This window comes from Paractinoplanes durhamensis, from assembly GCF_016862175.1.
Classification (GTDB): domain Bacteria; phylum Actinomycetota; class Actinomycetes; order Mycobacteriales; family Micromonosporaceae; genus Actinoplanes; species Actinoplanes durhamensis.
Map to the genome: position 1 here is coordinate 275,152 of NZ_BOML01000038.1, position 20,062 is coordinate 295,213.

At 71.5% G+C, this 20,062-nt stretch carries 19 protein-coding genes; 11 read left to right on the forward strand and 8 right to left on the reverse strand.

Features of this window, described 5'->3' with window-relative positions; translation table 11 throughout:
- Nucleotides 1–7: 7 nt before the first annotated feature.
- A complete protein-coding gene (gene ku, locus Adu01nite_RS24655) occupies nt 8–880 on the reverse strand; it encodes a non-homologous end joining protein Ku (protein WP_203729648.1) in 873 nt (290 codons plus the stop codon).
- An 85-nt stretch (nt 881–965) separates the two neighbouring features.
- On the opposite strand from ku, the gene ligD (Adu01nite_RS24660) reads away from it, so the two are divergent.
- The 4 genes from ligD (Adu01nite_RS24660) (at nt 966) to Adu01nite_RS24675 (ending at nt 3,675) form a co-directional block, all read left to right on the forward strand.
- Nucleotides 966–1,916 carry a non-homologous end-joining DNA ligase gene (gene ligD / locus Adu01nite_RS24660; protein ID WP_379129741.1) on the forward strand — a complete coding sequence of 317 codons (951 nt, stop codon included), beginning with the start codon at nt 966–968 and terminating at the stop codon, nt 1,914–1,916.
- Entirely contained in the window at nt 1,906–2,817 is a 912-nt protein-coding gene (gene ligD, locus Adu01nite_RS24665) for a non-homologous end-joining DNA ligase (RefSeq protein ID WP_203729650.1), read from the forward strand. Before ligD (Adu01nite_RS24660) ends, ligD (Adu01nite_RS24665) begins: the two co-directional genes overlap by 11 nt.
- 109 nt (nt 2,818–2,926) lie before the next feature.
- Nucleotides 2,927–3,262, forward strand: a complete 336-nt coding sequence (locus Adu01nite_RS24670; protein WP_239132672.1) for a PadR family transcriptional regulator — start codon at nt 2,927–2,929, stop codon at nt 3,260–3,262.
- The gene (locus tag Adu01nite_RS24675) at nt 3,259–3,675 is read left to right on the forward strand and encodes an HAAS signaling domain-containing protein (RefSeq protein ID WP_203729654.1); all 417 of its coding nucleotides are present in this window, start codon (nt 3,259–3,261) and stop codon (nt 3,673–3,675) included. The genes Adu01nite_RS24670 and Adu01nite_RS24675 overlap by 4 nt, the downstream gene beginning before the upstream one ends.
- Here Adu01nite_RS24675 and Adu01nite_RS24680 read toward each other — a convergent pair.
- Nucleotides 3,672–5,333: a DNA repair helicase XPB gene (locus tag Adu01nite_RS24680; protein ID WP_203729656.1), complete on the reverse strand. Its 1,662-nt coding sequence runs from the start codon at nt 5,331–5,333 to the stop codon at nt 3,672–3,674. The two genes, Adu01nite_RS24675 and Adu01nite_RS24680, sit on opposite strands and share 4 nt — an antisense overlap.
- Before the next feature lie 62 nt (nt 5,334–5,395).
- A complete protein-coding gene (locus Adu01nite_RS24685) occupies nt 5,396–7,825 on the reverse strand; it encodes a helicase-associated domain-containing protein (RefSeq protein WP_203729658.1) in 2,430 nt (809 codons plus the stop codon).
- A gap of 84 nt (nt 7,826–7,909) precedes the next feature.
- Between Adu01nite_RS24685 and Adu01nite_RS24690 the strand changes: the two genes are divergently transcribed.
- The 3 genes from Adu01nite_RS24690 to Adu01nite_RS24700 all read left to right on the forward strand — a co-directional run bounded on the left by Adu01nite_RS24690 (nt 7,910) and on the right by Adu01nite_RS24700 (nt 9,256).
- Nucleotides 7,910–8,116, forward strand: a complete 207-nt coding sequence (locus Adu01nite_RS24690; RefSeq protein WP_203729744.1) for a hypothetical protein — start codon at nt 7,910–7,912, stop codon at nt 8,114–8,116.
- Nucleotides 8,113–8,724: an HAD family hydrolase gene (locus Adu01nite_RS24695; RefSeq protein ID WP_379129736.1), complete on the forward strand. Its 612-nt coding sequence runs from the start codon at nt 8,113–8,115 to the stop codon at nt 8,722–8,724. The genes Adu01nite_RS24690 and Adu01nite_RS24695 overlap by 4 nt, the downstream gene beginning before the upstream one ends.
- A gap of 145 nt (nt 8,725–8,869) precedes the next feature.
- On the forward strand, nt 8,870–9,256 hold the full coding sequence (locus Adu01nite_RS24700) for a cold-shock protein (protein ID WP_203729661.1): 387 nt from the start codon (nt 8,870–8,872) through the stop codon (nt 9,254–9,256).
- Between the two features lie 11 nt (nt 9,257–9,267).
- On the opposite strand, the gene Adu01nite_RS24705 is transcribed toward Adu01nite_RS24700, so the two are convergent.
- The 3 genes from Adu01nite_RS24705 to Adu01nite_RS24715 all read right to left on the reverse strand — a co-directional run bounded on the left by Adu01nite_RS24705 (nt 9,268) and on the right by Adu01nite_RS24715 (nt 12,567).
- Nucleotides 9,268–10,080, reverse strand: a complete 813-nt coding sequence (locus tag Adu01nite_RS24705; protein WP_203729663.1) for a 1,4-dihydroxy-6-naphtoate synthase — start codon at nt 10,078–10,080, stop codon at nt 9,268–9,270.
- A 70-nt stretch (nt 10,081–10,150) separates the two neighbouring features.
- Nucleotides 10,151–10,783: a futalosine hydrolase gene (locus Adu01nite_RS24710; protein ID WP_203729665.1), complete on the reverse strand. Its 633-nt coding sequence runs from the start codon at nt 10,781–10,783 to the stop codon at nt 10,151–10,153.
- Entirely contained in the window at nt 10,780–12,567 is a 1,788-nt protein-coding gene (locus tag Adu01nite_RS24715) for an MFS transporter (protein ID WP_203729667.1), read from the reverse strand. Before Adu01nite_RS24715 ends, Adu01nite_RS24710 begins: the two co-directional genes overlap by 4 nt.
- Before the next feature lie 104 nt (nt 12,568–12,671).
- Between Adu01nite_RS24715 and Adu01nite_RS24720 the strand changes: the two genes are divergently transcribed.
- Complete coding sequence (locus Adu01nite_RS24720) at nt 12,672–13,493, forward strand: DUF3027 domain-containing protein (RefSeq protein ID WP_203729669.1); 822 nt, start codon at nt 12,672–12,674, stop codon at nt 13,491–13,493.
- A 3-nt stretch (nt 13,494–13,496) separates the two neighbouring features.
- Here Adu01nite_RS24720 and Adu01nite_RS24725 read toward each other — a convergent pair whose 3' ends face one another.
- Nucleotides 13,497–13,700, reverse strand: coding sequence for a DUF2530 domain-containing protein (locus tag Adu01nite_RS24725; RefSeq protein ID WP_203729740.1), 204 nt, complete (start codon nt 13,698–13,700; stop codon nt 13,497–13,499).
- A gap of 163 nt (nt 13,701–13,863) precedes the next feature.
- On the opposite strand from Adu01nite_RS24725, the gene Adu01nite_RS24730 reads away from it, so the two are divergent.
- The 3 genes from Adu01nite_RS24730 (at nt 13,864) to Adu01nite_RS24740 (ending at nt 17,535) form a co-directional block, all read left to right on the forward strand.
- A complete protein-coding gene (locus Adu01nite_RS24730) occupies nt 13,864–15,288 on the forward strand; it encodes an NCS2 family permease (RefSeq protein WP_203729670.1) in 1,425 nt (474 codons plus the stop codon).
- A 166-nt stretch (nt 15,289–15,454) separates the two neighbouring features.
- Nucleotides 15,455–15,901 (forward strand): MarR family winged helix-turn-helix transcriptional regulator, encoded by a 447-nt coding sequence (locus tag Adu01nite_RS24735; protein WP_203729742.1) that lies wholly within the window; start codon nt 15,455–15,457, stop codon nt 15,899–15,901.
- Nucleotides 15,902–15,981: 80 nt separating this feature from the next.
- Nucleotides 15,982–17,535, forward strand: a complete 1,554-nt coding sequence (locus Adu01nite_RS24740) for an MFS transporter (protein ID WP_307836649.1) — start codon at nt 15,982–15,984, stop codon at nt 17,533–17,535.
- Here the strand turns inward: Adu01nite_RS24740 and Adu01nite_RS24745 are convergent.
- The coding region (locus tag Adu01nite_RS24745; protein ID WP_203729672.1) for an AAA domain-containing protein at nt 17,519–20,062 on the reverse strand (2,544 nt) is incomplete at its 5' end. The two genes, Adu01nite_RS24740 and Adu01nite_RS24745, sit on opposite strands and share 17 nt — an antisense overlap.

Below are 20,062 nucleotides of genomic sequence, written 5' to 3' on the forward strand. Positions count from 1 at the left end.
ACTCTAGTCACGCGGACTTCTTGACCGCCTTCTTGGCAGGCGCGGCTTTCTTAGCGGCCGCCTTCTTCGGTGCGGCTTTCTTGACGGGGACGGGCTCCTCGCCCCGGGCCTTCTTGGCCCGCTCGACCGACGCCTTCAGCGCGGCCATCAGGTCGATCGCCGCGGCCGGCGCCTCCTCGGCCTCCTCCGGCTGCACGATCTCCCGGCCCTCGACCTTCGCGTCGATGACCTCCTGCAGGGCGGCCCGGTAGTTGTCGGTGAACTCCTCCGGCTTGAAACTGCCGGCCATCGAGTCGATCAGCGAGCTGGCCATGGCCAGCTCGGCCGGGCGGGTCTCGACGTCCTCGTCGAGGAAACCGAAGTCGGGGGTGCGCACCTCGTCCGGCCAGAGCATCGTGTTGAGCACCAGCACGTCGTCGTGCACGCGCAGGGTGGCCAGCTGCTCCCGCTGGCGCATCGCGATCTTGACGATGGCGACCCGGTCGGCGTCCTTGAGCGCGTCGCGGAGCAACACGTACGGCTTGGCGGCCTGGCCCTCGGGTTCGAGGTAGTAGGTCTTGGCGAACAGGATAGGGTCGATGTCCTCGGCGGGCACGAACTGCAGCACGTCGATCGCCCGGGACGTGGTCAGCGGCAGCTCGGCGAAGTCCTCGTCGGTCAGGATGACCATCTCGCCGCCGCCGATGTCGTACCCCTTGGCGATGTCGTCGTAGCTGACCACCTCGCCGTCGATGGAGCAGGTGCGCTGGTATTTGATCCGGCCCCCGTCGGTGCGGTGCACCTGGTGGAACCGGATGTCTTTCTCCTCGGTCGCGGAGTACAGCTTCACGGCGATCGACACCAGGCCGAACGAGACCGCGCCCTTCCAGATCGCGCGCATGGTGAATATCCCCTCGTCATTCCTGATCAGGATCGCATCAGTGAGACGCCTGCGTAAGGTGTTCGCTCCTGCTTATGGTGATCGGGTGCCCGCTGCCCCGCTGTCTCCGATGCTCGCCACCGCCGGTGCGCTGCCGGCCGGGGCGGGCTGGAGCTACGAGTTCAAGTGGGACGGGGTCCGCGTTCTCGCGCTGTTCGCCGGGGGTCCGCCCGACCTGTTCGCCCGCTCCGGAGCGGTGGTGACCAAGGCATACCCGGAAATCGCCGACCTGCACCTGCCGGAGGGCACGCTGCTGGACGGCGAGATGGTGGTGCTCGACGCGCAGGGGCGGCCGTCGTTCACGGCCCTGGCCGAGCGCATGCACGTGCGCGAGCAGGGCCGGGCGGCGCGGCTGGCGGTGAGCGTGCCGGTCACGTACATGATCTTCGACCTGCTCTTCTACGACGGGCAGGACTACACCGGGCTGCCCTATCTGGCTCGCCGGGAACGGCTGGAGGAGCTGGGGCTGGCCGGGCCGCGCTGGATGGTGCCGCCGGCGTTCGGCGACGGGCCGGCGACCGCGGCCGCGGCCCGGGAGAACCACCTCGAGGGCGTGGTGGCCAAGCGGACCGACTCGGTCTATCTGCCGGGCAACCGTTCGCCGGACTGGGTCAAGGTGAAGTTCGATCGCACCGGGGACTACGTGATCGGCGGGTGGCGGTCCGGCGTACGCAAGCTCGGGGGTCTTCTTGTCGGGGTGCCCGGCCCGGAGGGGCTGGTTTTTCGTGGCCGAGTGGGCGGCGGCATCGGCGCGGTGGCCGAGAAGGAGCTGCTGGCCGCGCTGGAACCGCTCGCCCGGCGGGATTCTCCGTTCGCGCCCGGCGCGGTTCCGCGGGAGGATTCGAGGGGCGCCCACTGGGTAGATCCGCAGCTGGTGGTCGAGGTGCGGTACGGCAATCGCACGCCGGACGGCCGGTTGCGCTTCCCGCGCTTCCTGCGGATCCGCGACGACAAGTCCCCGGCCGAGTGCGCGGAGGAGGACGAGGATGGCTCCTGACCGGTTTCCGGTGTCCATCGAGGGCCGTGACCTGGAGCTTTCCAATCTCGACAAGATCTTGTTCCCGGCCGCCGGGTTCACCAAGGGCGAGGTCATCGACTACTACACCCGGGTGGCGCCGGTCATCCTCCCGCATCTCGCCGATCGGGCCGTGACCCGGATCCGCTATCCCAACGGGGTCGACGGCGTGCACTTCTTCGAGAAGAACAAGCCGGGGGGTACGCCCGGTTGGGTGCGCCTGGAGACGCTGCCGGTGCCGGGCTCGACCAAGAGCCGGGAGACGATCGACTTCGTGGTGGTGGACGACCTGCCCACCCTGGTCTGGCTGGCGAATCTGGCGGCCCTCGAACTGCACACTCCGCAGTGGAAAATCGGGAAAAATCCGGATCTGCTGGTGGTGGACCTTGACCCCGGCGCGCCGGCCGGGCTGCGGGAGTGCTCCGCGGTGGCGGTGCTGATGCGGGATCGGCTGGCGGCGGACGGGGTGGCGGCGTTCCCGAAGACGTCCGGCAAGAAGGGCATGCAACTGTGCTGCCCGATCTCCGGGACGCAGGATGCGGAGCTGGTCACCGCGTACGCCAAAAAGGTGGCCGAGGAGCTGGCGGCGATGGTCCCGGCCTCGATCACCGCGAAGATGGCGAAAGCCATCCGGCCCGGAAAGATCTTCATCGACTGGAGCCAGAACGCGGCGGCGAAGACGACCGTGACGCCCTATTCGCTGCGGGCGCAGGAGCACCCCACCGTGTCGACGCCGCTCACCTGGGACGAGGTCGAAGCGGTCGGCACCGGCGCGGCCGAACCGCACCACTATCGGCCGGCCGAGGTGCTCGACCGGATCGAGGCGCACGGTGATCTGCTGAGTGAGCTGCTGGTTCCGGGACCGAAGGTGCCCGTTTCGTGATCGACGACCGCTCGTAACTACCGCCGCTAGACCCTCGATCCCCGCCGGTGCATGCCGGCGGGGATTTTCTTCGTGGCTCTACCTTGCGTGGCAAGGTACTGTGTCTGGCATGGCAGAACTGGCGACCAGCCTCCGACGTGGAACCCTCGAGTTCTGCGTGCTGGCCATGGTCGAGCACGAGGACCGCTATGGCACCGAGATCGTCCGTCGCTTCGGCGAGGAGCCCAACCTCGCCGCCAGCGAGGGCACCATCTATCCGCTGCTCTCCCGGCTGCGCCGGGTCGGCTGGCTGGACAGCAAATGGGCCGAGTCGCCGTCCGGGCCACCCCGGCGCTACTACGCACTGACCGGCGACGGGCGCTCCGCGCTCGCGCACTTCCGCACCGAATGGGTTTCGTTCCGTCAAACCGTTGATCGTCTCGTGGGGACCGGTGAAGCCGCGTGAACACCAAGAACACTGACGTCGTCGCGGAGTACCTGCACGAGGTCGACGTCCGGCTGGCCGGGCTGCCCGTGCTTCAGCGCCGCGAGTTGCTCGCCGACCTGGCCGCGCACATCGCCAGCGAGCGGGCCGAGCGCAACATCCAGACCGAGGGCGAGCTGATCGAGGTGCTCGAGCGGCTCGGCAGCCCGGACGTGGTGGCCGCGGCCGCGCACGAGGAGTTCGGCCCGGCGGTGGCGCCACCGTCGGCCAAGAAACGGATCCCCTGGTATTGGCCGGCGGCGGCGATCGCCACGGTGGTCGTGGTGCTCTTCCTCTGCGCCGGGGCGTTCTTCTGGTCGAGCTCGTCCGGCCCCGAGCCGTCCATCGAGCAGGTGACGCCGGTGCCGGCGCCGTCGATGGCGCCCAGCCGTTAGTCGATCTGCGGAAGGGGCGGGCCGAGCACGTCGTCCGCGTCCACGATGGTGTACGCGTACCCCTGCTCGGCCAGGAAGCGCTGCCGGTGCGCGGCGTAGTCGGTGTCGATCGTGTCGCGGGAGACGACCGTGTAGAAGTGCGCCTGCCGGCCGTCCGCCTTCGGTCGCAGCACCCGGCCGAGGCGCTGGGCCTCCTCCTGCCGGGAGCCGAACGTGCCGGACACCTGGATCGCCACCGCCGCCTCGGGCAGGTCGATCGAGAAGTTACCGACCTTGGACAGCACCAGCGTCCTCAGCGAACCCTCGCGGAACGCGTCGAACAGCCGCTCCCGCTCCTTGTTCGTGGTCGAGCCCTCGACGATCGGGGCGTCCAGGTATTCGCCCAGGGTGTGCAGCTGGTCCAGGAAGCCGCCGATCACCAGCACCTGCTCGTCCGGGTGCTTGTCGACCAGGGCCTTCACCACCGGCAGCTTGGTGCGCGCGGTGGCGGCCGCCCGGTAGCGCTCCTCGGCCTCGGTCACCGCGTACGTCATCCGCTCGGCGTCGGTGAGGGTGACCCGCACCTCGACGCACTCGGCCGGCGCGATCCAGCCCTGCGCCTCGATGTCCTTCCAGGGCGCGTCGTAGCGCTTCGGCCCGATCAGCGAGAAGACGTCGCCCTCCCGGCCGTCCTCGCGCACCAGGGTGGCGGTGAGGCCGAGCCGGCGGCGGGCCTGCAGGTCGGCGGTGAACCGGAAGATCGGCGCGGGCAGCAGGTGCACCTCGTCGTAGATGACCAGGCCCCAGTCGCGGGCGCCGAACAGGTCGAGGTGGGTGAACGTGCCGCCGCGACGGGACGTCAGCACCTGGTAGGTCGCGATGGTGACCGGGCGGATCTCCTTGCGCTCGCCGCTGTATTCGCCGATCTCCTCCTCGGTGAGCGAGGTGCGGGCGACCAGCTCGCGCTTCCACTGCCGGCCGGCCACCGTGTTGGTGACCAGGATCAGCGTGGTCGCCTTGGCGGTGGCCATCGCGGCCGCGCCGACCAGCGTCTTGCCGGCGCCGCAGGGCAGCACCACCACGCCGGAGCCGCCGGCCCAGAAGCCGTCGACCGCCTCCTGCTGGTAGGAGCGCAGGGTCCAGCCGTCTTCCGCCAGGGCGATCTCGTGCGCCTCGCCGTCCACGTAACCGGCCAGGTCCTCGGCCGGCCAGCCGAGCTTGAGCAGCGCCTGCTTCAACCGGCCGCGTTCGGACGGGTGCACCATGATCGTCTCGTCGTCGATCCGGTTGCCGAGCATGCCGGCCAGCTTCTTCGACTTGGCCACCTCGATCAGCACGATCTTGTCGAGGCCGTGCAGGACGAGCCCGTGCACCGGGTCGTTGCGCAGCTGGAGCCGGCCGTAGCGGTCCATCGTCTCGGCCACGTCGACCAGCAGAGCGTTCGGCACCGGGTAGCGCGAGTAGCGCAGCAACGAGTCGACCACGTTCTCCGCGTCGTGCCCGGCGGCCCGGGCGTTCCACAGCCCGAGCGGGGTCAGCCGGTAGGTGTGCACGTGCTCCGGCGAGCGTTCCAGCTCGGCGAAGGGCGCGATCGCCATCCGGCACGCCTTCGCGTCCGGATGATCCACCTCCAGCAACAGTGTTTTGTCCGACTGCACGATCAGTGGTCCGCCGCTCAACTGAAGTCCCCTCGAACCGACGAAAGCCGACCCTCCAGTTTGCCACGGCCTCGCGGTGCGAGTCAGTCCTCCTCGGGGACCGCCGCGGTGATCCGGTGCAGGGCGAACGTGTGCAGCGTCTCGGTCCGCTCGTCCTCGGCCCGCAGGTACCCGGCGCTCAGCGACACCGGGCGGACCAGCCGGGACAGCGTGGAGCCGTGCGAATCCACATATCCCACCCAAACCCGCGCCTTCTCCCGGACCGCCTGCTGCAGCACCTCCATCGCCTCCCCGTGCCGCTGCACCGAGGTGAGACCGGTCACGCTCTGCCCGTTCGCGGCACGCACGGTGACCGGCGCGCGGCGAGCCGCCCGGGTGGCGACATCGCCACGGCGCAACTGCTCGACCACCCCGGCGAGACGGGGTCCGGCCAGGATCGGGGGTCCGGCCTGATCGGCCAGCCTGCTTGCGAGGGACGTACGGGTGGGAGCGCGCCGCACCTTCGGCCTGGTCAGCACGGTCGCCCCGCCCGCGTCCTCGGCGACCGGCGCGAACCCGTGCTCACGCAGCTGGGCCAGCATCCGGGCCACCTGCATCGGGCTGACCAGCACGGTCGGCGCGATCTGCCGGAAACCGAGGGGAGCCAGCCGCTTGTCCGCCAGCACCTCGGCGATCAGCGCCTCGTCGTCGCCGCGCAGGTAGGAACCGGCCGAGCCGACCCGCAGCCCGCCGTGCCGGCGCGCCGCGTCGTCGATCATGTAGGTCAGGGTCTGCGGCACCGGCGTCCGCGACCGCCGCTTGAACAGCGCGTGCAGGTCGTTCGCGGTGTAGCCGACGTCGAGGGCGCGGCGCACGCTGGCCGGGGTCACCCGGAAGACGCTGGCGCCGCCCGCCGACTCCGGCTCGGCCAGCACGTCCAGCTCGGCGGCCAGCTCCGGCTCGGGCGGGCCGGGCACCACCACCGACAGGTCGGCCTGCACCAGCACGTGGTCGACCGGTGCCGGCAGCAGCGCATCCAGGGCACGGACCAGGTCGGGCGGCGGTGCCGCGATCCGGACACCCAGCGGGTCGGTCTCGTCGTCGTCCGGATCGTCGAGCAGCAAGCGAGCGTACGAGGTGATCGCGCCCAGCGCGGTCACGCCGAGCAGGGCGGCCCCGGCCAGCGCGTCCCGGTGGGCCGCCTCCCGGCCCCGGGCGCGCCGCGGCGCCTGCCAGGCCAGCAGCTCCAGCACGTCGTCGACGGCCGGGGCGGTGCCCGGCTCCAGGCCGGCCAGCACCAGCAGGGCCTCCCGGCGAGCCTGCGGTGCGCCGGCCCGCTCGGCCTCCGGGGCCAGCGCGTTGATCGGGCGGTCCCGATCGTCGCGGGCACCGACCAGACCGGGCTGACGGGTCATCGCCAGCCAGGCCCGGGCCAGGGTGTGCCAGCGCTGGGCGATGCTCAGCGCCCGCCACAGATCGAACGCTCCGGTCGGCAGGAAGATCTCGTCGACCGCGCCGGTCGCCCGGCTCACCGTCACCGAGCGGTTGACGCCGGTGGTGTCGGTCTCGGCGAGCAGGCCCGCGGTGTAGCTGATCTCGATGAGCAGCGCCGCACCGGCCTCGTCGAGGCCGGCCGACCGGGCCAGCCGTCGCAGGTCGCGCACGCCCAGGCCGCCGGCTCGCAGCACCGGCGCCGCCTCGGCGGAGAGCGCCTCGAGCAGGGTCTCGGCGCTGCGCACCGCCTCCATCACCTGGCCGGCGCCGGCCGAGTCGACCGACTTCCGGTCGCGCGACGAGCCGGCCGGCACCGGCGGGAACGGGCGTAGCTCGCCGAGCGGACCGGACTCCCGGCGCAGCAGCATGCCCACCTCGCGGGGCAGCTCGACCAGCTCACCGTCGGCTCGCGGGGCCCGGCCGGCCTCCAAGATCGGCACCAGGATGTGCTGCTCGACCAGCCAGCGCACCGGCTCGGCCATCGACTCCCGGCCGGTGCCGCCGAGCGCGCCGATCGGCGGCCCGGCGGACAGCCGGTCGAGCACCGCGCGGGCCCCGGCCGGCGCGGCCAGGACCGTGCGGCGCAGCTTGGCCCCGTCGGCGCAGAGCGCGGCGGTCTGCGGGTCCAGGTAGTCGGCGGGCCGGCCCAGACCGGCCGGGTAGGGGGAGGTGACCTCGTCGACCGCGCCGGCGACGGCCAGCGCGTCGGCCGGGCCGTGCAGCAGGAACCGGACCCGGAGGCGGTCGATCGCCACCCGCACGTCGTCCGTGTGGGTGCTGCCGGCCAGCTCGAGGATGGCGTCGACCGAGGTCAGGGCGGTGTCGGCGGAGCGGGTCAGCCGGGCCGCGTCGAGGATGCGCAGGGTGAACTCGTCCAGCCCGTCGAGGCAGCGAGCGACCGAGCCGCGGGACTGGGCCCGGACCGCCAGCGCGGAGATGTCGGCGGGCACGGGCACGACGAGGTCGGGGCGCAGCTGAATGAGCGCGCCCAGGGCCTCGTCGGTGAGCGACCGTAGTTGATCGGCGAATGTGGTGGCCATCGTGTTCAAAGCTAGCCGTCGTGGGACGATATTGAGGTGTCCGGGCGGGTCGCCCGGTTCGCTGAACGCCTGAAGGGGAGATCCGTGGCCGCACAGAACAAGTTGCCGGGTACGAATGTGAAGGGTGGCGCCGGGAGCCGTCCGGCCACCGGGCAGCCCGCGACCAGCGAAGCGCACCCCGTCTCCGAGATCCTGTCCGACCGGGCCGCCGCTCCGTCGCCGTTCGGTGACGACCAGACCTTCCCGCTGCCGGTGGAGCGTTTGACGTACATCCCGTCGACCCCCGCGTGAGGGGTGCGGTCGGTTTCGATCTGGACATGACCCTGATCGACTCCCGGCCGGGGATCCATGCGGCCTACCGGGCGCTGACCGCCAAGACCGGTGTCTTCGTCGACGCCGACCTGGCGGTCACCCGGCTCGGCCCGCCGCTGCGCACCGAGCTGAGCGAGTGGTTCCCGGCCGCGGACGTCGAGGAAGCGGTCACCACCTACCGGGCGCTGTACCGGGAGTACGCGATCACGCCGACCGTCGCCGCCGCGGGCGCGGCCGAGGCCCTCGCCGCCGTGCGCGAGCTGGGCCTGCGGGTGGTCGTGGTGACCTCGAAGCTGGGCACGCTGGCCCAGGTGCACCTGGATCACCTCGGGATGACCGCCGACGAGCTGGCCGGCGACCTCTTCGCCGAGGGCAAGGCGACCGCCCTGACCGAGTACGACGTCCGCTGGTATGTCGGTGATCACGTCGCCGACATGGTCGCGGCCCGCACCGCCGGGGTGCCCGGCATCGGCCTGACCACCGGCCCGTGTTCCGCCGACGAGCTGCGCGCCGCCGGCGCCTCGTACGTTCTGCCCGACCTCATCCCGTTCCCCGAGCTGCTGCGTGAGATTGCAGTTGGGCCGTAGTGCTCCGTATCAGTAGCCTTGCGGTGAGTGGTTGTTTCCATTTGAGGGTTATTCAGGGCCCACCCCGACCCGCGCGTAGCCGCACCGTTCGCGCCTAGGTCTCCACCGCCCTGAATAATCCTCACCAGTGAAGTTGAGGTCAGCGGTGCCCACGGGTCGAGTGAAGTGGTACGACGCGGCGAAGGGATTCGGGTTCGTCACCAGCGATGAGGGCGGTGACGTGTTCCTGCCGAAGGGGGCGCTCCCGGCCGGCACCGCTGAGTTGAAGGCGGGCCAGCGAATCGAGTTCGGCGTGGTGGACAGCCGCAAGGGTGCGCAGGCGATGGGCGTGAAACTGATCGACGCGCCACCCACCCTGGCGGAGTTGCGCCGGCGCCCGGCCGACCAGCTGCACAGCATGATCGAAGACATGATCAAGGTGCTGGAGCAGCAGGTGCAGCCGAGCCTCTCGCGCGGTCGCTACCCCGACAAGAAGACCGCGCAGACGATCGCGCAGGTTGTGCACGCGGTCGCGCGGGAGTTCGAGGTCTAGGGCGCTAGCTCCTAGAGAAACGGTTTTACCGACGGTGTCAGACCCGCCGCCGCCGCACGCTGAAGCAGAGCGTCGGCGGCGGCGAGTCCGTCTCGGCCCAGTTCCAGGGTGAACTCGTTCACATAGAGCTCGATGTGCTGCTTCACCACGTCCGGTTCCATCTCCTGCGCGTTGGCCAGGATGAACTCGCGGCTCGCCTCGGGGTTGGCCCAGGCCATGCTCACCGAGTTGCGGATCCACTCGGTGGCCTGCGCCGGGTCGACCGCGCCCTTCCTGGCCAGGATCGCGCCGAGCGGGATCGGCAGGCCGGTGTCGGCCTCCCACCACTCGCCGAGGTCGGCCAGGGCGACCAGGTCGTAGCGCTGGTAGGTGAAGCGGGCCTCGTGGATGACCAGGCCGGCGTCGTAGGTGCCGTCGGCCACCCCGGGCATGATCTGGTGGAACGGGACCACCTCGATCTTGGCGGGCTGCTTGTCGGCGGCCCAGAGGCGGAACAGCAGGTATGCCGTGGTGCGGTCGCCGGGGACGGCCACCGTGGCGCCGGTCAGATCCTGGTCGGCCGTGCGGGCCAGCACCAGCGGGCCGCAGCCGCGGCCGAGGGCACCGCCGGTGGGCAGCAGATCGTAGTCGTCGAGCAGCCACGGCAGCGCCGCGTAGCTCACCTTGACCAGGTCGAACTCACCACGCTCGGCCGCCGTGTTGGTGACGTCCACGTCGGCGAAGGTCAGATTGACCTCCGGGGCGCCGGGGATGAGCCCGTGCACGAGAGCGTGGAAGACGAACGTGTCGTTGGGGCAAGGAGAAACCGCGATCGAGAGCGCCACGTGTCCACGCTAGACCGGCAACGGCCGCCCCGCGTGGCACACCACCTGTCTTCCATCCCACATGGTGAAGTTATCCACAGGCTGTCCACAGGGCGCCGGAAGCTGTGGACAACGCGGTGAACGCCTCCTTCAGCCGCCATGCGTCCCGGTCCCGGGGGCCGATCGGGTTGGAGATCGTCCGCAGTTCGGCGAACGGGAGCCCGGCCCCGGCCGCCGCCGTCGCGACGCCGAAACCCTCCATCGCCTCGGCCACCGCCTGCGGGAAGCGGGCGGCGAGAGCGTCGGCGGTCGCGGCCGTGCCGGTGACCGTCGCGAGCGTGAGCACGTCGCCGGCGATCGCCTCGGGCAGCGCGGCGAGCAGGCCCTTGAGCAGCACCGGATCGGCCGCCAGCACGCTGCGGCCGAAGCCCAGCTCCTCGATCGGCAGGAAGCCTTCGGGCGACTCGGCGCCCAGGTCGGCGGCGATGCTGCGGGTGCCGAGGACGGTGCCGCCGACCGGCGCGCGGCCGGGGAAGCCACCGGCGATGCCGGCGCTGATCACCGCGCGGTAGTGGCCGGTGGCGAGCAGCCGGGCGGTCCCGGCGGCGGCCGCCGCCGGTCCGACGCCGACCGGTTCGGCGGCGACATTCCGCGGGTCACTCCCGGCGCGGACGGCGTCCGCCTCGGCGGCCACCGCGGTGACCACGAGCAGGGGGTACGTCATCGGAGGTCGTCATCCTCGGGGGAGTGCTCGCCGTTGCCGTTGCCGGTGGGCCGCCCGACCGACGACGGCCGGTAGACGTGGAAACCGGGCGGCGCCGGGTCCGGCTTCGGTTTCGGGGTAGTGGCGGCCGGTGGCTCGGGCTTCGACTCGGGCGGCGGAGCGGGCTGTGTCGCGGCGGGCTGTTTGCGCTTGCCGAAGCCCCACTTGCGCTTGCCGGCCCCCGGAGCCGCCGCGACGTCGGGCAGGGTCGGGGCCGGGCGGTCCTGGGTCACGGTGCGGCCGCCCTGCGGGGCGCGCGGCGCCGGCGGGGTGTGCGGCTTGTTGCGGACCGGGACGGTGGGAGCCTCGGGCCACGGATCGGTCGGCTCCAGCGGCTCGGCCTTTCCCTCCTCGGCCTTTCCCTCCTCGGCCGGGGACTCGCCCTCGACGCGGCCGCTCAGGTGCTCGTTGTGCAGGCGGGCCGCGGCCCAGCCGGCCCGGAACGCCATCGCCACCGCCAGCAGGGCGGCCAGGGCGACGCCGAGGCGGCCGGCCAGCGGAATGATGCCGATCGCACCGCCGGCCACCCAGGCGATCATCAGGACCGTCTCGGAGTGGGCGAAGGCGCTGGCCCGCAGCCGCTCGGGGACGCGCTCCTGGATGCTGGCGTCGATGGCGAGCTTGGAGATGCCGCTGAAGATGGCGGTGATCAGCGCCAGCAGGGCCAGCATCGGCAGGTTGTAGAAGATCGCCGAGAGCACGGCCACGCCGGCCGTGATGGTCAGGCCGGCCGACTGCAGGGCCAGCGGGCGGCGGATGCGCAGCCGGGTGCCGGCCGCGGTGGACAGGAACGTGCCGACGGCCAGCGCGCCGCCGATCAGGCCGACCGCGCCCTGCCGCCCGATGTCCTTGCCGAGCACGTCGGTGTCGAGCTGGTTGGCCATGATCACGAAGGCCAGGAAGAGCAGCAGGAAGCCGTAGAGAAGGCGCAGGCTGGCGCTGCCGAGCAGGGCGGCGATGACCAGCTTGCCGGAGAGCGGGCGGTCGCCGCCGCGGCTGAGGCCGAGCGCGGCCCGCCACGGGCGCGGGACCTCCTCGGGCGGGTCGGAGTCGGCCCGGGGCGGCAGGCGCAGCGAGATCACCATGCCGACCACGAAGATGATGGTGGCGACGCGCAGCGGCCACTGCGGGCCGAACTTGAAGGCGAGCAGGCCGACCGGGGCGACCACGGCGCCCGCGAACGTGCCGTAGACGCTCGCCCGCGCGCCGACCTGGGACAGGCCGATGCCCTCCGGCAACAGGCGGGGCACGGCGGCGGAGCGGGCCACACCGTACGCCCGGGAAAGCGCCAGCACCCCGAAAGCCGCCGGGTAGAGGCCCCAGCCGAAGAGGTGATCGGAGATCACGTAGGCCAGGAAGGCCCGGCCCAGCATGGTGACCGCGAGGGCGTAGCGCCGGCCGTGCCGGAAATGGTCGAGCAGCGGGCCGACCACCGGCGCCAGCAGCGCGAACGGCACCATCGTGATCAACAGGTAGAGGGCGACCTTGCTGCGCGCCTCGCCGAGCGGAACGTTGAAGAAGATCGTGCCGGCCAGGCCGATCGCGATGAGGGTGTCGCCGGCGCAGGAGATCGCGTGCAGATCGAAGAGACGGATCATGCCGATCTCGTTGGCGGCGCCCTTGGCCCGCGCCGTGCCGACCCGGCGGGTCGCCCAGGCCCCGCCGCGCACGGAACCGCGCACCAGCACCCGGGCGGCCTTGATCCCCGTGCCGACGGTGCGTCCGAGAGTGGGAAGCAGCGGCATGGCAACCATCCTGACTGATCCGGTCGACCCGCGTCCCGTTCCGCGCCCGCCGAATTCGGGGGAGTCCCTGCGGCACATCAGTCCCGGTAGGGGACAATGAATACGTGACGACCAGGACCACCGCGCGCGCCGCCCGTCTCGACCAGGTTTGTGCCGATGCTGTGGGGGTCGCTCGTGGTGCGATCACCGAAGTGGACCCGGCCGACATCGGCGACCATCTGGAAGCGGTGGCCGAGGGCGACCGGGTGGTGACCCATTTCTTCGAGAGCCACCTGGCCGGTTACCGCGGCTGGCGCTGGGCCGTGACGGTGACCCGGGTGCCACGCAGCCGGCACGTCACCATCTGCGAGACGGTGCTGCTGCCCGGTCCCGACGCGCTGCTCGCTCCGGGCTGGGTCCCGTGGAACGAGCGGTTGCAGCCCGGCGACCTCGGTGTGGGCGATCTCATGCCGACCGCGCCCGACGACGATCGGCTCGCCCAGGGCTATGTGCTGAGCGACGACGCCGCGGTCGAGGAGGTCAGCTGGGAGCTGGGCCTCGGCCGGTCCCGGGTGATGTCCCGCGAGGGCCGGATCGAGACCGCCCAGCGGTGGTATGACGGCGACGCCGGTCCCGAGGCGCCGATCTCGACCGCCGCGCCGCGCAACGCGCGCTGCGGCACCTGCGGGTTCTACCTGCCGCTGGCCGGGTCGATGCGCACGATGTTCGGCGTCTGCGGCAATCTCTACGCGCCCGACGACGCTCGCGCGGTGAGTGCCGACCACGGCTGCGGAGCGCACTCCGAGGCGCTGCTGGGCACGGCGGAGCAGCCGGTCGAGGAGTTGCCGACGGTCTACGACGACAGCGAGGTCGAGTCGGTGGCGGTCAGCCGCGGCCACGGCTCGGTGGAGAACGAGGAGCCGGCCGAGGACTACGGCCACAGCTAGGGCTTAGTTTTCCCGGAACTCCGCGTGGCTGATCGACCGCCGCTGCTTGCGGTGGCGGTCGTGGATGATCATCGTGGTCAGACCGGGGATGCCGACCAGGAAGCCGGCCACGCAGATCCGCAGCCAGCGGTCCGGGCCGTCGGCCAGCAGGACGATCAGAGCGGCGATCGCGAACGCGGCCAGGCCGGCCGCCGCGAACGGGACCATCGGCGGGTCCAGCGGTTCGACCCGGGGCTTGGGCTGAGTCACACCGACAGGGTACGTGCGGAACGATCATCCGTGGGGCGATCGTGACGTTGTCGACTTTGCGCAGCTCACTGTGGCTTGAAAGCATGCGGGGTCGCTATTTGCTCAAGCTCCGGAGGGCTGCATGTCGACCGCTTCCACCGATGCGGGCGTGCGCAACGCTTTCGATCGATATTTCGAGATAACTCAGCGTGGATCGTCCCTGAGCCGGGAGATCCGCGGTGGGTTCGCCACGTTCTTCACGATGGCCTACATCGTCGTCCTCAACCCGCTCATCCTCGGCGCCGGCGTCGACTCCGAGGGCGGGAAACTGCCGATCGCGGCGCTCGCGGCCGGCACCGCGCTGGTCGCCGGGGTGATGACCATCCTGATGGGGGTGGTCGCCCGCTTCCCCCTCGCGCTGGCCGCCGGCCTCGGTGTGAACGCCCTGGTGGCGTACGAGATCGCGCCCGAGATGACCTGGGCCGACGCGATGGGCCTGGTCGTCATCGAGGGTGTGCTGATCGGCATCCTGGTGCTCACCGGCCTGCGTACGCTCGTCTTCCGCGCCGTCCCCACCCAGCTGAAGACCGCTATCGGCGTCGGCATCGGCCTGTTCCTGATGATCATCGGCCTGGTCGACGCCGGGTTCGTGCACCGGGTGCCGGACGCCGCCAACACCACCGTGCCGGTCGAGCTCGGGCTCGGCGGCAAGCTGTCCACCTGGCCGGCGCTGGTCTTCGTGATCGGCCTGCTCTTCACGCTGGTGCTGTTCGCGCGCAAGGTCAAGGGCGCGATCCTGATCGGCATCCTGGGCAGCACCGTGCTGGCCATCATCGTGGAGGCGATCGCGCACCCGAAGGGCTGGTCGCTCAACGTCCCGAGCTGGCCGGACAAGGTGGTGAGCACCCCCGACCTCTCCCTGATCGGTCACTTCAACGTGCTCGACTCGTGGTCGAAGGCCGGCTGGCTGGTCTGCGTGATGTTCGTCTTCACGCTGCTGATCACCGACTTCTTCGACACCATGGGAACGATGGTCGCGGTCGGCCAGGAGGGTGACCTGCTCGACGAGAGCGGTATGCCGCCGCGCACCCGCGAGATCCTGCTCGTCGACTCGGTCGCCGCGGCGGCCGGTGGTGCGGCCAGCGTGTCCAGCAACACGTCCTACATCGAGAGCGCGGCCGGGGTCGGCGAGGGCGCCCGCACCGGTGTCGCCAACCTGGTCACCGGCGTGCTGTTCCTGCTCGCCATGTTCCTGGCGCCGCTGGTGTCGGTGGTGCCGTTCGAGGCGGCGTCGACCGCGCTGGTCGTGGTCGGTTTCCTGATGATGACCGCGGTGAAGCAGATCGACTGGACCGACTACACCATCGCGGTGCCGGCGTTCCTGGCGATCACGCTGATGCCGTTCACGTACTCGATCTCCAACGGCATCGGCGCCGGGATCATCTCGTACGTCCTGCTCAAGGCCACAACCGGCAAATCCCGAGAAATTCACCCGATTTTGTACGGCGTAGCCGTGCTCTTCGTCCTCTACTTCGTCCGGGGCCCCCTGGAGTCCTGGCTGCTCTGAGGCTGTATCTAGACTGAGCCTTCTTCGCGACCCACCTCGAGCTCCGCCGTGCGCAAGATCAGGGCAGAGATCTCCACCGTCGCGAAGAAGGCTCACCGCCGTCACCTTCTTGGTGACGGCAGTCATAGGTCGTTAGCCAAGCTTATTAGCTAAGCTAAGAATCGTGATGGAGTGGCCGGTGGCTACGGAGCGAGGGACAGCGGACGAGCTGGCCAGGACGCTGCGCGAGGCCATCCTGCGACTCAACCGGCGGGTCCGGCAGACCCGCGCGGTCGGTGAACTCACGTTCAGCCAGCTCTCCGCCCTGACCAGCCTTCAGCTGCACGGCGCGTTGACTCCTCGCGAGCTCGCCGACGTCGAACGGGTCCAGCCACCGACGATGACCAAGATCGTCGGGAAGCTGGAGGAACGCGGGCTCGTGGCCCGCACCCCGCACCCGACCGACGGGCGGCAGGTCATTCTGGCGCCCACCGAGCAGGGGCGGGCGATGTACGCCCAGTTCGAACAGGTGCGGAACGAGTGGCTCGCCGAACAGCTGGCCGCCCTCGGCCCTGACGAACAGGACGTCCTCGCCCGGGCTGCACAGATCATGCAGCAGGTCGCCAAGGCCTGACCGCCCCCCGACGGTCGCCACGCTTCATCACATGTTGATGACGCGTACGGCGGAGAGGGAGGCGCAGCCTAGTGCGGGCAGTGCTGAGTACCACGTTCCGGTCCTTGACGGTTCGCAACTATCGGATCTTCGCGACCGGCCAGCTGGTGAAGCTGGTCGGCGTGTGGATGATGTTCACCGCGCAGGACTGGTTGGTGCTCGACCTCTCCGGCAACTCACCCGGCGCCCTCGGCACGGTGACCGCGCTGCAGTTCCTGCCGGTGCTGCTGCTCACCCTCTACAGCGGCCGGCTCGCCGACCGCTACGACAAGCGCAAGCTCCTGGTCGCCGCGAACGCCGTCTTCGCCGTCACCGCGATCGTCTTCGCGCTCCTGGTCGCCTCCGGCGCCGTCGTCCTCTGGCACGTCTACCTCTTCGCCGTACTGCTCGGCATCGCCAACGCCGTCGAGACCCCGGTTCGCCAGGCCTTCGTCTCCGAACTCGTCGAGCTGCCGCTGCTGCCGAACGCGCTCGCGCTCTCCGCGGCCACCTTCAACTGCGCCCGGATCGGCGGGCCGGCCCTGGCCGGGGTCGCGCTCGCGGTGTTCAACACCGGGCCGGTCTTCCTGATCGCCACCGTGCTGGCCATCGCGCCGGTCTTCAGCTACCTGCGGATGCGGCCGGAGGAGCTCTACCGCGCCGGAGCGGCGGCCAAGAAGGGCGCCCGGGTGCTGGACGGCCTCCAGTACGTCCGGCGCCGCCCCGACCTGATGCTGCCGATCTGCCTGATGGCCGCGGTCGGCATGATCGGCTTCAACTTCCCGGTCACCCTGGCCGCCCTCGCGAAAATCAACTTCCACGCCGGGCCGTCGTCGTTCGGGTTGCTCACCACGACCCTCGCGGTCGGCGCGCTCGGCGGTGCCTTGGCCGGCAGTGCCCGCCGGGCCCGGCCCGGTGTCTACCTCGTGATCGGTGCGGCGCTGGCCTTCGCCGTGCTCGAGTTCGCGGTCGGCTTCGCGCCCAACTTCCTGGTCGCCATGCTGCTCCTGCTGCCGACCGGCTTCTTCTCGATCTACCTGGCCCAGGCGGCCAACCACCGGGTCCAGATGGGCGTCGACGCCGAATACCGCGGCCGGGTGATGTCCCTCTACGTGCTGGTCTTCCTCGGCACCACGCCGATCGGGGCCTCCGTGACCGGCTGGTGGGGCGAGCGGTTCGGGGTGCCGGCCAGCATCTGGTGCGCCGGGCTCGTCTGCTTCGTCGCGGCGCTGGCCGCGCTGATCTGGCAGCTGCGGGTCAGTGGGGACCGGATCGTGGTGCGCTGGAGCGGACGACCGCGGGTCGAGCTGGTCCGGCGGGCCCGCGACGAGGTCCCGGCCGAGGACGTGCCGGTCGTCACGGTGATCGACGAGTCGCCGGTGGGGGCGGTCGCCGGAGCCGGGGTCCCGGCCACCGACGAAGCCACCAAGCCGCGCGCTGACCGCGCTGACCGCGCTGCCGTGCGCACCGCGCACGCCGCCGAGACAGGCGCTGACCGCATTGCCGGGCCCATTCCTGCGCCCCGCGCTGACCGCGACGGGTTGGCTGTTGACCGCGCTGAGCCCGATGCCGATCTTGGTCAGAGTGAGGGTGCGGCCCTCAGTTCGGCACGCTGACCTGGCGCTGTGCCGCTGCCAGTTCGAGGGCGGCGCGGCGCGGGTCGCCGTTCCAGCGGCTCGGGAACGCATCGATCAGCCGCCAGCCGGCCCGGTGGAGGGCTCGCTGGCGGGCCAGGTGCGCGTCCGGGCCGTCGGGATGCGGGCCGCAGAGGACGCCGACATCCCCGACGCAGAGATCCACCGTCCAGGGCCCGACCCGATAGCCCGATTTAACGGAAATATCGATATTCTGCAGCTCAGTGGTCAGCTCGGCGATCCAGCCGGCCGGGGCCGGCGGCGGTTCCGGGGCGTCGAGCATCAGTGGGGCGGCGGCGTAGGTCAGGTAGTCGCCCAGCAGGCCGTCGGCCTCCGGCAGGGAACTCACGATGACCAGCCGCCGGCGGGCCCGGGTGATCATCACGTTGAACAGGTGCGGGTCGGCGACGAAACGGCGTCGGCCGGCCGAGTCGCCCGGCAGCAGTCCGAGTGACACCACGACCACCTCGGCCTCGCTGCCCTGGAACGCGTGCACGGTGCCGACCCGCAGCCCGAGCGACTCGATCCGCTCCACCGGATAGGCCGCCACCAGCGCCGCCTCCAGGGCCTCCGCCTGCGGCCGGAACGGTGAGATCACCCCGATGCCGCGCCGGCCCTGGGCGACCAGGTCCTCGATGACCTTCAGCACCGTGGTCACCTCGTCGGCCAGCCCGGGGCCGGGCGACGGCACCACGTCGATGTCGTCGACGATGCCGGCGGCCGGCGTGCGGGTCATCACCGCGATCCGGTCGCCGTAGAAACGGTGCGCCGAGAAGCCGATCAGGTGGGGCGTGCTGCGGTGATGCTCGGCCAGCCAGGTCGCCGGGGCCGCGCCCGCGGCCAGGTCGTAGGTGCTCATCCGGCGGACGTCCAGGCGCTCGTCGGCGCCGTGCCGGGACAGCACCTCGGCGACGTCCACGTCGCTGACGAACGACACGAACCGCAGTTGCCTCGGGTCGCCCACCACCAGGGCGCGGCGGGCCCGGGCCAGCACCGGCGCGGCCCGGATCTGGTCCACGTGCGACGCCTCGTCGATCACCACCAGGTCGAACATGCCGGGCGCGGACGGCAGCAGGTCCTCCACGTCGGCGACCGTGCCGATCCACAGCGGCAGGGCGCGCACCAGCGGCGCCGCATCCAGCTGGGCGAGCAGCTCACGGCGGCGGTTGCGGCCGGCCCGCAGGGCGGCGGCCAGCGATGCGGCACCCCGGCGGGCGTCGCGGTCCCAGCGGCGTTCGCTGCGGGCCGCCCGGCGCATCGCGTCGCCGACCGCGGTGGCCAGGGCCTCCTCGGCGGTGTGCAGGGCGGGCCAGTGGGTGGAGAGGTCGGTGCCGCCGGTCGCGGCCAGGTGGGCGGCGGCACGCTGCGCGGTGGCCGCGGTGCGGGCGTCGGTCACGCGCTTCGCGGGTACGCCTCGGAGCCGCCGACGGGCCCACCAGCCGGCCAGTCCCCGCCGGTCCAGGTCGCCGTTGAACGCACCGGGGACGTCGGCGGCCAGGGCGGCCAGGTGCGGTTGCCAGTGCTCCAGGGTGGCGGCCTGAGTTTCCCGGTCGAGAGCATCGGCCACGGCGGCGCGTTGTAGCCGTACCTCATCGAATTTTGCCTGAATGGCCGTGACGTCCGCTCTCAGCTGTTTGTCGCTCGTGCCGGTTGATGTTCCGGCGGTCAGCTCGGCCGCCAGGCTCTCGCGGCGGCCGGCGTCGCCGAAAAGCACCGGCGTCGGGCCCGGGTAGCGGGCCAGCAGCGCCGCGAGCACCTCCGCGGCATGCGGTGACTGCGTCGCGACCAGCACCGAACCGCCCCGATGGACCACCTCCAGCGCGGCCGCCACCACGGTGTGGCTCTTGCCGTTGCCGGGCGGCCCGGAGACCACCGTGATCGGCGCGGTGCGCGCCCGCGCCACCACCTCGGCCTGCGCCTCGGTCAACGGCAGCGGGGACAGCGCGGGGGAGTCGTCGGGCTGCTCGGCGCGTTCCTCGCCGTAGATCGCGGCGAGCGCCGTTCCGGTCAGGTCGCGCGCGGCCCAGCTGCGCAGACTGTCCGCCAGGCCGGCGCCGAAGACGTCGCGCACCACGAACAGGGCGGCGCTCGGCACCAGGACGACCCGGTTCTTCGGCAGGCGGCGGTGATCGTCGGCGACCGCGAACACCGGGATCCCGGTCGCCTCGGCGGCGGTCTGCAGCCAGGCCGTGCTGCCGGTCGCGGTCAGCCAGCCGGGCGCGGCCACCCCCGGCGCCGCCTCCAGCGCGGCAGCCAGGTCACGGTCGGTCACCAGGGGCGTGATCTCGACGTCGCCGGCCGGGACCACCCGGTAGCCGGTCAGCGTGCGCTCCAGCCGCACCGGCTGGCTGAGCAGCGGCAGCCGGACCTTGCGCGGCTTGTCGTCGTCGGCGGCCGTATCGCCGGCCCCGCCGCCCTCGCCGGTTCCGCCGGTTCCGCCGGTTCCGCCGGTTCCGCCGGTTCCGCCGGTTCCGCCGGTTCCGCCGGTTCCGCCGGTTCCGCCGGTTCC